Genomic DNA, 11,534 nt, shown 5'->3' on the forward strand with positions numbered 1-11,534 from the left:
TGGTCGCGCGGCGCAATGATCCGTCGTCATCACGAAACCACAACGACCGGGGCGGATCATGCCACCTCGCAGGGGGCTCTCGCTACAGTTGATCGAACACGAAGGCGTGACATTCCGGTGAACCGGACATGACGACTCATCCCCCCAGGAGCCAGCCTTGACAGTTCAGATCGTGATCCTCGCCGCGGGCATGGGCTCGCGCCTCGGCCGCAGCCTGCCGAAACCGCTCACGCCCCTCGCCGACGGGCGCAGCATCATGCAGCAGCAGCACGACAACATCCGCTCCGCTTTCGGCGCGCGTGCCCGCATCACGACAGTGGTCGGCTACCGCGCCGAGACCATCGTCGATGCTTTCCCGCGCGTCGACTACGTCTACAACGACCGCTACGACCAGACCAACACCTCGAAGAGCCTGCTTCGGGCGCTCTCGAAGACGGGCCGCGGCGGCGTGCTGTGGATGAACGGCGACGTGGTCTTCGACCCGCACGTGCTCGCTCGCGCGGCGCACCTCGTCGACGACGACCGCTCGTTCGTCACCGTCGACACCGCGAAGGTCAGCGACGAAGAGGTGAAGTACACGGTGGATGCCGAGGGCTTCATCCACGAGCTCTCGAAGGTCGTCGTGGGCGGCGTGGGAGAAGCCGTAGGCATCAACTACGTCTCGTCGCGCGACAAGAAGACGCTCCAGCGCCACCTGCAGCGGGTCGACGACCAGGACTACTTCGAGCGCGGCCTCGAACTCGCCATCGCCGAGGACGGGATGCGCGTGGAGCCCCTCGACATCTCCGACCTGTACGCGGTCGAGGTCGACTTCGCCGAGGACCTCGAGCGGGCGAACCTCTTCGTCTGACGCGCGCTCGCCTGACGCGAGCTCCCCTGACGCGTGCTCGTCATACGCGCGCTAGCCTGACGCGCGCTCGCCCGACACGCGCTCCCCGCGGCCCCGGCCGCCGGAGCGTCGCGCCTCACCCCCGGCGTTCAGCCGCCCAGGAGAGGATGCCTGCATGGCAGAGAAGGTGCACCGCATCCATTCCCTCCCGAAGGACGCGCCCTGGGCGGGCGGACTCCCCCCCCGGTGGGGTCGGAGGAGCACCCGCGCGCGATCCGCATGCTCGACCGCGTGCTCTCGGTGCAGCGACCTGTGGTGCTCGCGCACCTGCGCAGCATCCGGTTGCGGCATCCGCGTGCCTCGGTCGACGAGATCCTCGCCATCCTCGAGCGTCGATACCTCGCCGCGGTCACCACGGGCGGCGCGGCGGTCGGCGCCACCGCGGTCGTGCCGGGGATCGGCACGGGGGTGACGCTGGCGCTGAGCGGCGTCGAGACGCTCGGCTTCCTCGAGGCGACCGCGCTGTACGCCCAGTCGGTCGCCGAGGTGCACGGCGTCGCCGTCGACGACCCGGATCGGGCCCGGGCGCTCGTGCTCGCCCTCATCCTCGGCAAAGAGGGCGTCGACCTGGTGTCGCAGCTGTCCGCGCAGGCGGCCGGGCGCGGAGCGGGTCGCCCCGCCTCGTGGGGCGAGATGGTCACCTCGACGCTTCCCCGCGCGGCCATCGGCCCGCTCGTCGACCGACTCAAGACGATGTTCGTGCGGCAGTTCGCGGCCCGCGGCAGTGCCTCGTGGATCGGCAAGGCCCTCCCCTTCGGCGTCGGCGCCGTCGTGGGCGGAGCCGGCAACAACATCCTCGGCCGGCGCGTGCTCGTGCACTCCCGCCGCGCGTTCGGCACGGCGCCGCACGAACTGCCCGCCGACCTCGAGCCGCGCCCCGGCGCCGAGCGGCTCGAGAACGCCGCCGCGGGCGGCGCGCGTCGGGCGGGCGAGGCGATCGCCGCCGCGGTGGGCAGGGCCGGGCGTGCGACCGAGTCGGCGGCGCGGCGTGCACTCCCCCGCCGCCGCGGCACCGAGCGCACGACGGGCCACGACGACGCCACCCGCTAGCGGCATCCCCTCTCATCGATCGAGACCCGCGCGCAAGACCCGCGTGTCACGCGGCCGGGCGCGTTAGCCTCGCCGCATGGGCGACCTCCTCGATCTCCTCGCGGTCTGGATGCCGCGGCAACGCTGGTACGGCACGAAGGGACGCGATCCCCGGCTCACCGTGGTCGCGGATTGGCAGCTGGCCGACGACGCGCGGCTCCTGCTCGTCCGCGACGAGGCGGTGCAGCCGGCGATCGTGTACCAGGTGCCGGTGGTGCGGCGTGCCGAGGGTTCGGTCCCCCCGGGCAGCCTCATCGGTCCCGCCTCCGAGGGGCGGGTGTGGGCGGATGCCACGACCGACCCCGCCTTCACCGATCAGCTCTACGCCTGGGTCACCGTCGGCGGTGAGGTCGGCGTCGCCGAGAACGGTTTTCTCGGCATCGCTCTCGCGCCGTCCGGCGATCGTCCCGTCGCTCCGCGCGCGACGGCGAAGGTGCTCAGCGGCGAGCAGTCCAACACCTCGCTGATCTTCCGTCCCGCAGATGATCAGGATGCCGGCATCCCGATCATCTGCAAGCTCTTCCGCCAGGTGAACCCCGGCATCAACCCCGACGTCGAACTGCAGTCGGCGCTCGCCGCCGGCGGGGCCGCCTTCGTGCCCGCGGCGATCGGCGAGGTGCGCGGGTCATGGGTGACGCCCGAGGGCGTGCCCGTGAACGGGTCGCTCGCGTTCGCGCAGGAGTTCTTCGAGGGCGTCGAGGACGCCTGGCGCGTTGCTCTCGACGCCGCGGCCGCCGACGAGGATTTCGCCGCCCGCGCCCATGCGCTCGGCGCGAGCGTCGCCGGGATGCACGTCGCGCTCGCGGCGCAGTTCCCGACGCGCGAACCCGAGGGCGTCGACCGGGCGGCCGTCGTCGGCGCCTGGGAGCGGCGACTGTCGATCGCGCTCGCCGAGGTCCCCGCTCTCGCGCCGTACGCCGACCGGATCCGCGAGGTCTACGCCGCGGCCGCCGTGGCGCCGTGGCCGGCGCTGCAGCGGGTGCACGGAGACCTTCACCTCGGGCAGGTGCTGGACACCCCCGCCAACGGCTGGGTGCTGCTCGACTTCGAGGGCGAACCGCTGCGGCCGATCTCGGAGCGCCTGCAGCCCGACGTCGCGGTGCGCGATGTCGCGGGCATGCTGCGTTCGTTCGATTACGTCTCGGGCGCCGTCGCCGACGACGACGGGGCGGCCGTGCGGGCGTGGGTGATCGCCGCGCAGCAGGCGTTCCTCGAGGGGTACGCCGAGACGGCCGGCCCCGACCGCGCGGTCGACGACGCGCTGCTCGCCGCGTTCGAGCTCGACAAGGCGGTCTACGAGGCGATCTACGAGACCCGCAACCGGCCCGACTGGGTCGGCATCCCCCTCGCCGCGATCGGGCGACTGGCCCCGCTGGGCTGAGTCGCCGCAATGCCCGGCGAGAACGCGGGCCCCGTTCGACGGTGGGGCGTCAGGCCCCGGTGACGTCCTCGGCTGCTGCCGAGCGATCGTGCCACTGCTGCCACCGCTGCATGAGCTCGCCGATCGCGGCCTCGAAGCGCGCCGTCGCGGCGCCCGGGCTGGTGTCGCCGAAGTAGTGGCGCACCCAGTTCTCGAGTCGTCCCACCGCGTCGGGGTCGCCGAGCACGCGGTCGGCCTCGGCGACGATCGACCCGGATGCCGCGGCATCCAGCCACTCGCAGGCGGAGAGGTATCCGCTGTCGTCGACGAGGGCCTCCGGATCAACCGGCCGCGTGATCATCAGCGGCTTTCCCACCGCGAGACGGTCGTAGACCATCGCTGAGATGTCGACGACGGCGAGATCGGCGGCCGCGATCTGCCAGCCGAGGTCGGGACCGGTGTCGTGCACGTGGTGGGCGCCCGGGTCGGAGGCGTTGGCCGCCGCAAGGGCCGCGACGATCCTCTTGTCGGCCGCGCCGTAGGCGGCATCCACGACCCCCGACCGGGGGTGCGGGCGATAGATCACCCGGTGACGCCCGGTGGCGATCAGGGCCTTCACGAGGGCTTCTCCGTGCGTCGCGATCGAGCCGTAGTGGGCGGAGGGGCGATCGCCCTCCCACGTGGGCGCGTACAGCACGACCGTGCGCTCGTCGGGCTCGTACGGCAGCACGCCCGAGTAGTGGTCGGCCTGCGGCCGGCCGATCGAGAAGGTGCGCCGATCGAGGTCGTAGTCCCACAGCACGCGCGACAGGCGCTCGCGGGCGGCGTCGCCGGCCACCAGGGCGTAGTCGTACGCCTTGAACTGGTTCGTCGACATGTACATCTTGTCGCTCTCGCCGTGGTTGATGAACACGTGCCACCGCCGGCCGTACCGGAACATCTGGAAGTTGCGGGTGTTCTGGTTGACGTAGAGCACCACGCGGATGTCCTGCTCGGCGAGCACCTGCTCGACCGCGCCGACGGTCGGGGCGAAGGCGACGGGCAGGGCGTCGTCCTTCAGGAGCGCGTCCGCGCCGCGGATCGCCCGGCTGATGACCAGCACCGGCCAGGTCTTCGAGAGCTCGCGCAGCGGCGCGTACCACTGCCGCATCTGGTACATGTTGACGGCGCCGTCGGCGAAGTACACCGCGACCTGGAAGCGACCGGTGGGCAGCGGCCCCCGCTCGTCGAGGGCGCGGCGCAGGTCGCGGCGGGCGTTGCGGGTGGCGAGGGCTTTGCGCAGCAGCCCCACGGCCAGCTGGGCGTCGCGGGCGAGGGGCATCGTTCCAGGGTAGCGGCCAGGCTCGTCTGAGAGGATCGAGGGATGCCCCTCCCGACCCCCGGCGGAAGAGACGCGCCCGTTCCCCCCGACGATGCCGGCGTGAGCTTCGTCATGCCCGTGCTGAACGAGCAGCGGTATCTGCGTCGGGCCGTGGCATCCACTCTCTCTCAAGACGTCCCCGGACCGGTGGAGCTCGTCCTGGCCCTCGGCCCCTCGAGTGACGGCACCGACGCGATCGCGCGGGAGTTGGCGGATGCCGACGACCGCATCGTCCTGATCGAGAACCCCGCCGCCGACATCCCGGTCGGACTCAACCGCGCGATCCGCGCGAGCCGGTACCCGACGATCGTGCGGGTCGACGCGCACTCGGAGCTGTCGCCCGGCTACACCCGCCGCGCCCTCGCGACGCTCCGGCGGGTGCGCGCCGCCAACGTCGGCGGGGTGATGCGCGCCGACGGGCGGTCGCCGTTCCAGCGGGCGGTCGCGCGCGCGTACAACTCCCGCGTGGGACTCGGCGGAGGCGCTTATCACGGAGGGTCGAGCGAGGGTCCGGCCGAGTCGGCCTACCTCGGGGTGATGCGACGGAGCGTCCTCGAGGAGGTCGGCTTCTTCGACGAGAGCATCCGCCGCGGCGAGGACTGGGAACTGAACCTGCGCATCCGCCGCGCGGGCTACCGCGTGTGGTTCGATCCGGCCCTGTCGGTCGTCTACTGGCCGCGAGAGAGCTGGACGCGGCTCGTGCGGCAGTTCCGGGCGACCGGTGCGTGGCGCGGCGAGCTCGTGCGGCGGTATCCGCGGGGCACTCCGCTGCGGTTCTTCGCTCCGCCGGCGCTGCTGGTCGCGGCGGCGGTGTCACTGATCGTGGGCGTCACGCAGGCGGCTCGCGGTCGCTGGGGCACGCGCGGGCTGCTGCACCTGCCGGTGGCGGCGTACGCGGCGCTGGTCGCCGTCGGGGCGCTCGGACGCGGCGGGGGACGCGGGTGGCGCGACAAGGCGTGGACGGCCGCCGTGCTGCCGTCGATGCACGTCTCGTGGGGAGCGGGTTTCCTCTGGGCGCTGCTGCGCGGTGCGCGCGACACCGTCGACACCTCGCGCCTCGACGGCCGCAACACGCCCCTGCCCTGACGGGCGGGAACGACCCGGGTCAGGCCGCGGCGGAGGCCTCGTCGACCAGAGCGTCGACGCGCGCGACCTGCTCGGTCGCGGCCATCGTCGTCTTGCTGAGGAAGTCGGCGAGGTCGGCCTCGATCTGCGGGTCGAGGCTGCCGATGATGCGGCGGCAGGCGTCGTCGAACGCCGCGAGCTGCGACCACGGCTCGTTCTCGAGGTCGATCGCGAGATGGATGTGGTTGACCCGGCGATCGCTCGCGTCGAGCTCACGACGGAGGATGCCGCGGCGGACGAGCCTCTCGACCATCGTGGTGATGCCGGCCGAGGTCACCCCGAGGGTCGCGGCGAGCTCGGAGGGCCGCATGCCCGGATTCGCCCCCACGAAGGCGAGCGCCTTGGCATCCAATTCGTTGACGCCGAGCTGCTTGCGGGCCTTCGCGGCCGCCGCTTCGCGCTCCCGCGAGTAGTGCGTCAGAGCCTCCATGAGCGGGGAGGAGACCTCGTGTTCTCGACTCATCGACCCGCTCTCCTGGTTCCGGCGCATCCGAACAGCATAGCCGGACGCGGAAGATTGCTCGACTGACTGTCAGTCTTCCTGAATGTTCGGAGACATGATGATTAACGAGCTTAATTAGGTGCTAGGCTATCTATCAGCGAGGAACCCCTCGCTCCGACGAAGAAGGGAACGTCCCGATGACCAGCACCGCCCTCACCACGAACACCCCGCTGCGGCACCGTTCCACCTTCGTCCCCTCGGCCTCCGCGGTTTCCACCGCACGCCTGACGACCGTCGTCGTGTGGGCGAGCATCGCGACCTGCGGCCTCAGCGCCGCCGTCGTGCTCCCCCTGTTCTTCTGACCCGCTTCTGCACAGGAACCACTTCTCCCTCATGGGCATGCTCTTCTACAGCGCCGACACGCAGCCTCTCCAGATCGACGACCGCCTCCTGCAGTACCTGCAGGTGGTCCTGTCCACGAAGCTCCGACGCGGCGAGTCCTTCACGATCACCTGGACCGACAGGGCCGAGGGTCATGCGCGCACCACGCTGTGGGTGCAGCCGTCGATCTCCATGCGGTTCCAGTACTCCTCCGCCGAGTCCGCGCGCCTGTCGGGCGGATACCTGCGTCAGCTCGCCGACCAAGCGTCGATGTCATCCGGACTGCTGCTGAACGCGGAGACCTGGCAGCAGCACGAGGACGCGCACCGCGAGCAGCTCCTCGCGGCCGCCTGACGCGCGGAGGCTCCTTCTCCGAAGAAGCGGTGAGCGGTCCGATTCAGCCGTGCTCCACGAGCCCCTGATCGAGGATGCGCGCCACGACGCGTTCTGCGGCGCGGCCGTCGTCCCGAGGGGCGAACAGCTGCCGCCACCGCGCGTGGCGCTCCGCGAAGATCGACGGGTCCACCTCGGAGAGCGCCCGCTCGAGTTCGTCCTGCGAGCGCACGACCGGGCCCGGAGCGAGATCCAGCAGGTCGAAGTAGAAGCCGCGCATCTCCCCGCGGTAGCGCTCGAGATCGGGCACGAGGAAATACATCGGCTTGCCCGTGATCGCGAAGTCGAACATCACCGAGGAGTAGTCGGTGATCAGTGCATCCGCGGCGGCGAGCAGCCGGGAGGTGTCGGGGTAGCCCGTCACGTCGATCACCCGCGGGCCGTCGAGGTCGGCCCCCGGCTGCAGCGTGCGCGTGTGACCGCGGACGAGCACCACGGCGTCGGTCGCGCGGGCGAGGGCCGACGGGTCGACGAAGTCGACGATCCGCTCGCGATCGTCGCGCCAGGTCGGCGCGTAGAGCAGCACCCGCTCGTCGGAACGGATGCCGAGGCGCCGACGCGTCTCGAGACCGTCGTCGTTCTGCAGGGCGTCGTCGCGGGGGTACCCCTCGACCCAGATCGGTCGACGCAGGAACGCGTACGCCTTGCTCAGCACGCGCGCGGCGTACGGACTCTGCGCGAGCAGGATGTTCCACCGCCGGCTCTCGCGCACCACCGCGAGTGCGCGTCGCGGGTCGAATCCGGGGCGGTGCAGGGCGAGACGCCTGAGCGGCGTGCCGTGCCAGGTCTGCAGCACCCGCTGTCCGCGGCGGCGCACGAAGCGTCGGCGCAGCCAGTCGTTCACGACGAGCAGCCGCGAGACGCCGCGCGCCCGCCACCACTCGGGGGTCCCCTCGACGACCGCGATCGCGCCCTCGGGCACCTCGACCGACAGGTCGACGACGCTCCAGTAGCGGGTCACCCCCGGGGCCACACGGGCGAGCTCGCGGTCGATCGCGAGGGGATTGCATCCCGCGGTGCGCCCGTAGAAGCTCTCGAAGAACACGGCGTTCTCGAGCGGCTCGCGGCCGCCCATCGCGTACCGGCGCTCGATCGCGGCGCGCCCCTCCCCCGCCAGGTAGACCGGATCGACGGGCGGGGCGACGGTCACGACCCCGTCCGAGAGCGCGGCGCGCAGACCCGGCAGCGCGGTCTCGACGAGCGTCGGAGCCGAGGCGTCGGCATCCGTCGCCTCCCCGGCCTCGATGCGCAGTCGATAGCGACCCGAGGGCAGCGGGAGGTCTGCGCCGCCCCAGCGCGCCGCGTGCAGGGGCACCACGGCGCGCCAGGTGCGCCCGCGGCCGTGCAGGCGCCCATAGGTGCGCGCCCGCGCCCCCTCGAGCTCGACGGATGCCGGCCGGGGGCCCTCTCCGCTGATCTCGAGGGCGGGCATCCCGGCGTCGTCGAACAGGCGCGCGTCGGTCATGGGCGGTCGTCCTTCCGGGTGGGGGTGGCGCCGATCCGCGCCCGCACGACCCGGTACACGCGCTCCGCGTTGCGCCCGTCGCGGTGGGCGTGCACGCGCGCGCTGCGTTCGCGCGAGGCGGCGAGGGTCGCGCGCGGGTCGGCCAGGACGGCGCGGATCTGCGCGAGAGCGTCGTCCCACGAGCGCGCGGGCCTGTCGCCGGCGACGTCGGAGTACCGGCCGTAGAGCCCTCGACGGGCCGTGTAGGCCTCGAGGTCGGGGGCGAAGAACACCACCGGCAGCGGCACGAGGGCGGCGTCGAACGCGAGCGAGGAGTAGTCGGTGACGAGGGCGTCGAGACCGGGCAGGAGCGGGGTGACGTCGGCCACGAGGTCGCTGCCGAGGGCGGCGACGCGGTCCGCCGCACCCCGCGGCGGGCGGTAGTCCCCCTCGCCGAGGGGGTGCGAGCGCACCAGGAGAAGGGCGCCGGCGTCGTCGAGCACGCGGGTGATCCGCCCCCACTCCCCCGCGTCGGGAACGGCGGGGTCGGGCGCTCCGTCGCGCCACGTCGGCGCGTAGAGCACGACGCGGCGGTCGCCGAGCGGCATCCCGAGCACCTCGGTGAGCCTCTCGCGCGCCGCGGTGCGTCGCGAGTCGGCGGTGCCGGTGGAGAGCACGTCGACGCGGGGCTCGCCCGTCACGGGCACGCGGTCGTCGGTGAGGCCGAACGCGCTCTCGAGGCGTCCGCGCACGAGGTGCGAGGCGGCCGGCAGCACCGCGATCCGTCTCGTCGTGCGCCGGTACAGCACCCGCAGCACGGGCGAGAGCACGCTCGGCAGCACCGGGCTGCGCGTGGTCTCGGCCGAGTCGAGTCCGATGCGTTTGAGCGGGATCCCGTGCCACAGCTGCACGATCACCGCCCCCGTCGTGGCGTAGCGCTGCACGTCGCCGAACCCGTGCGTCACGACGATCACGCGGGCTCGGGCCGTGCGCCAGAACCCCGCGAGACTGTCGCGCCGCACCGATCGGATGCCGAGGCGATCGGCATCCTGCTGCTGTTCGGCGTCGGCGACGAGCCAGGTCGTGCGCTCGCCGTGGGCGGTCGCGACGGTGTGCAGGGCGAGGGCGCCGTCGGCGAGACCGACCGCGCAGCCGAACACCCACTCGTCGCGCGATCTCGGGACGATCGCGGTGAGCAGGCGACCGGCGAGATACAGGGGGATGCGGCGGAGTTTCCGGGCGTTTCCCGCACCGAACGAGAAAGACGCCACCCCGCGAGCCTATCGCGGGGTGGCGTCCGACCGTGGGGCTCAGCCCTGGGTCATGGTGCCGAGCGTGACCTCGGCGGTCTTCTCCTGGCCGTTGCGCAGGTAGGTGATCTCGGCCGTGGAGCCCGCGGCCAGCGCGCGCACCTGGGCGGTGAGGTCGATGGAGTTGGTCACGGGGATGCCGTCGACCTTGATGATGATGTCGCCCTTGGCCAGGCCGGCGGCCTGAGCCGCGCCGCCCGAGACGGCCTCGGCGACGTACGCGCCCGTCGTGGTCGCACCCTGGATGCCGCTGGCATCCTGGACCGACGCGCCCAGCAGACCGTGCGTGGCGGAGCCGTTGTCGATGATCTCCTGCGAGATGCGCTTGGCGATGTCGGAGGGGATCGAGAAGCCGACGCCGATGTTGCCCGACTGCGAGCCCGACGACGACGATCCGCCCGCGCTCGCGATCGCGACGTTGATGCCGATGAGCTTGCCCTCGTCATCGACCAGCGCACCACCGGAGTTGCCGGGGTTGATGGCCGCGTCGGTCTGGATGACGGCGATCTTGATCGTCGCGCTCGCCGACGGCGACTGCTGGCCCTGGCCGAAGTCGAAGCGGAACGGGCTCTCCTGACCGGGCTCGGTCTGCTGCGAGTCGGACCCGTCGGAGGGCGCGGCCGACGAGGCGACCTGGATCGAGCGGTTCAGCGCGCTGACGATGCCGGTGGTCACCGTGTTGGGCAGGCCCAGCGGAGCGCCGATCGCGGTGGTCGCGTCTCCCACGTTGAGCTTCGACGAGTCGCCCCACTCGATGGGGGTCAGGCCCGACGCGTTCGTGAGCTTGATCACGGCGAGGTCATACGTGGGGTCGGTGCCGACCACCGTGGCCGCGTAGACGCGCCCGTCGGAGGTGGTGACCGACAGCTTGGCGTCTCCGGTCTGCCCGTCGAGGGTGACGACGTGGGTGTTGGTGAGCACGTAGCCGTCGGCGCTGAGGATGACGCCCGAGCCGGTGCCGCCGGCCGACGTGCCGGTGGCGCTGATCGTGACGACGCTCGGCACGACCTTCGAGGCGACCGCGGCGGTGTCGTTGACGTTGCTGGGGTCGTTGACCGTGATGGCGGTGGGACCCGCGACCGTGGAGGCGTTCGAGCCGCCCCACAGGTTGACGCCGGCGTACGCGCCGCCGAGGCCGGCACCGCCGCCGACGAGGGCCGCCGCGACGAGCAGGGCCGCGACGCGGGGGGCCGCGCTCTTCTTGCGGGGCGCGGCGGCCGCCGTGTCGCCGAGCGTGAGCGTGGGGTGGGCGTCGGTGGCGGCGGGGCCGAAGGCCTGTCCGGTCGGGGTGGTGGCGCCCGAGGGGGCCGAGGCGTAGCCGCCGTGGGCGGAGGGGCCGGAGGGGGCGTGGGCGCCGGGCTGGGCGCTGCCGGCGGCCGGCGGGGGCCAGGAGGCAGCGGCCGCGGCGGGCGAGCGCGTCGGCACGGGGGGAACGCCCGGGGCCGGGGATGCCGGGGTCTGCGCGGCGGCGTCGCTGCCGGCGGGGGTCGGGGTGTGGTGCTGCGACGACGTGGGCGCCTCAGCGTTGTGGCTGTTGTCGTTACCCTCGGGACGGTTGTCCGTGGTGTCGCTCATGGGATGCTCCTTCTTCCAGGCGCTTCTACGATGACCGTGGATCCTGTGGGCCACCTATGACGAGCGTGAGTCGCCTCTATGGGTCTCGCAGCAGGTCGCCGCGAGGTTCCGGGGGCGCGTCACGGCCCCTCTCGAGGTGTAGCACGTCGCCCCGTGACGGCATTCC

11 protein-coding genes are annotated in these 11,534 nt (G+C 72.4%); 6 read left to right on the forward strand and 5 right to left on the reverse strand.

Features of this window, described 5'->3' with window-relative positions; all coding sequences use genetic code 11:
- The first annotated feature begins 157 nt into the window (after window positions 1–157).
- The 3 genes from AB1K56_RS14835 to AB1K56_RS14845 all read left to right on the forward strand — a co-directional run bounded on the left by AB1K56_RS14835 (window position 158) and on the right by AB1K56_RS14845 (window position 3,359).
- Complete coding sequence (locus AB1K56_RS14835) at window positions 158–850, forward strand: NTP transferase domain-containing protein (protein WP_371206269.1); 693 nt, start codon at window positions 158–160, stop codon at window positions 848–850.
- A gap of 225 nt (window positions 851–1,075) precedes the next feature.
- The gene (locus tag AB1K56_RS14840; RefSeq protein WP_371206270.1) at window positions 1,076–1,939 is read left to right on the forward strand and encodes a hypothetical protein; all 864 of its coding nucleotides are present in this window, start codon (window positions 1,076–1,078) and stop codon (window positions 1,937–1,939) included.
- 76 nt (window positions 1,940–2,015) lie between these two features.
- A complete protein-coding gene (locus AB1K56_RS14845) occupies window positions 2,016–3,359 on the forward strand; it encodes an aminoglycoside phosphotransferase (protein WP_371206271.1) in 1,344 nt (447 codons plus the stop codon).
- Window positions 3,360–3,408: 49 nt separating this feature from the next.
- On the opposite strand, the gene AB1K56_RS14850 is transcribed toward AB1K56_RS14845, so the two are convergent.
- Entirely contained in the window at window positions 3,409–4,659 is a 1,251-nt protein-coding gene (locus AB1K56_RS14850) for a CDP-glycerol glycerophosphotransferase family protein (RefSeq protein WP_371206272.1), read from the reverse strand.
- Between the two features lie 42 nt (window positions 4,660–4,701).
- Between AB1K56_RS14850 and AB1K56_RS14855 the strand changes: the two genes are divergently transcribed.
- Window positions 4,702–5,784: a glycosyltransferase family 2 protein gene (locus AB1K56_RS14855; protein ID WP_371206273.1), complete on the forward strand. Its 1,083-nt coding sequence runs from the start codon at window positions 4,702–4,704 to the stop codon at window positions 5,782–5,784.
- 19 nt (window positions 5,785–5,803) lie between these two features.
- On the opposite strand, the gene AB1K56_RS14860 is transcribed toward AB1K56_RS14855, so the two are convergent.
- On the reverse strand, window positions 5,804–6,286 hold the full coding sequence (locus AB1K56_RS14860; RefSeq protein WP_371206274.1) for a MarR family winged helix-turn-helix transcriptional regulator: 483 nt from the start codon (window positions 6,284–6,286) through the stop codon (window positions 5,804–5,806).
- 176 nt (window positions 6,287–6,462) lie between these two features.
- On the opposite strand from AB1K56_RS14860, the gene AB1K56_RS14865 reads away from it, so the two are divergent.
- Window positions 6,463–6,627 carry a hypothetical protein gene (locus AB1K56_RS14865; RefSeq protein ID WP_371206275.1) on the forward strand — a complete coding sequence of 55 codons (165 nt, stop codon included), beginning with the start codon at window positions 6,463–6,465 and terminating at the stop codon, window positions 6,625–6,627.
- Window positions 6,628–6,658: 31 nt separating this feature from the next.
- Complete coding sequence (locus AB1K56_RS14870) at window positions 6,659–7,000, forward strand: hypothetical protein (protein WP_371206276.1); 342 nt, start codon at window positions 6,659–6,661, stop codon at window positions 6,998–7,000.
- A gap of 43 nt (window positions 7,001–7,043) precedes the next feature.
- On the opposite strand, the gene AB1K56_RS14875 is transcribed toward AB1K56_RS14870, so the two are convergent.
- The 3 genes from AB1K56_RS14875 to AB1K56_RS14885 are packed head-to-tail and all read right to left on the reverse strand — an operon-like array spanning window position 7,044 to window position 11,368.
- Entirely contained in the window at window positions 7,044–8,504 is a 1,461-nt protein-coding gene (locus AB1K56_RS14875) for a CDP-glycerol glycerophosphotransferase family protein (protein WP_371206277.1), read from the reverse strand.
- On the reverse strand, window positions 8,501–9,754 hold the full coding sequence (locus AB1K56_RS14880) for a CDP-glycerol glycerophosphotransferase family protein (protein WP_371206278.1): 1,254 nt from the start codon (window positions 9,752–9,754) through the stop codon (window positions 8,501–8,503). The genes AB1K56_RS14875 and AB1K56_RS14880 overlap by 4 nt, the downstream gene beginning before the upstream one ends.
- 39 nt (window positions 9,755–9,793) lie before the next feature.
- Window positions 9,794–11,368 carry a trypsin-like peptidase domain-containing protein gene (locus AB1K56_RS14885; protein ID WP_371206279.1) on the reverse strand — a complete coding sequence of 525 codons (1,575 nt, stop codon included), beginning with the start codon at window positions 11,366–11,368 and terminating at the stop codon, window positions 9,794–9,796.
- Window positions 11,369–11,534: the final 166 nt, after the last annotated feature.

Source organism: Microbacterium sp. BWR-S6Y (assembly GCF_041379845.1).
GTDB lineage: Bacteria > Actinomycetota > Actinomycetes > Actinomycetales > Microbacteriaceae > Microbacterium > Microbacterium hydrothermale.

What these genes read in the sequence shown, in the direction of transcription:
- AB1K56_RS14845 (WP_371206271.1), top strand. Translation starts at nt 2,016, where the DNA reads ATGGGCGACCTCCTCGATCTCCTCGCGGTCTGGATGCCGCGGCAACGC.
- AB1K56_RS14850 (WP_371206272.1), bottom strand. Translation starts at nt 4,659, where the DNA reads ATGCCCCTCGCCCGCGACGCCCAGCTGGCCGTGGGGCTGCTGCGCAAA.
- AB1K56_RS14855 (WP_371206273.1), top strand. Translation starts at nt 4,702, where the DNA reads ATGCCCCTCCCGACCCCCGGCGGAAGAGACGCGCCCGTTCCCCCCGAC.
- AB1K56_RS14860 (WP_371206274.1), bottom strand. Translation starts at nt 6,286, where the DNA reads ATGAGTCGAGAACACGAGGTCTCCTCCCCGCTCATGGAGGCTCTGACG.
- AB1K56_RS14865 (WP_371206275.1), top strand. Translation starts at nt 6,463, where the DNA reads ATGACCAGCACCGCCCTCACCACGAACACCCCGCTGCGGCACCGTTCC.
- AB1K56_RS14870 (WP_371206276.1), top strand. Translation starts at nt 6,659, where the DNA reads ATGGGCATGCTCTTCTACAGCGCCGACACGCAGCCTCTCCAGATCGAC.
- AB1K56_RS14875 (WP_371206277.1), bottom strand. Translation starts at nt 8,504, where the DNA reads ATGACCGACGCGCGCCTGTTCGACGACGCCGGGATGCCCGCCCTCGAG.
- AB1K56_RS14885 (WP_371206279.1), bottom strand. Translation starts at nt 11,368, where the DNA reads ATGAGCGACACCACGGACAACCGTCCCGAGGGTAACGACAACAGCCAC.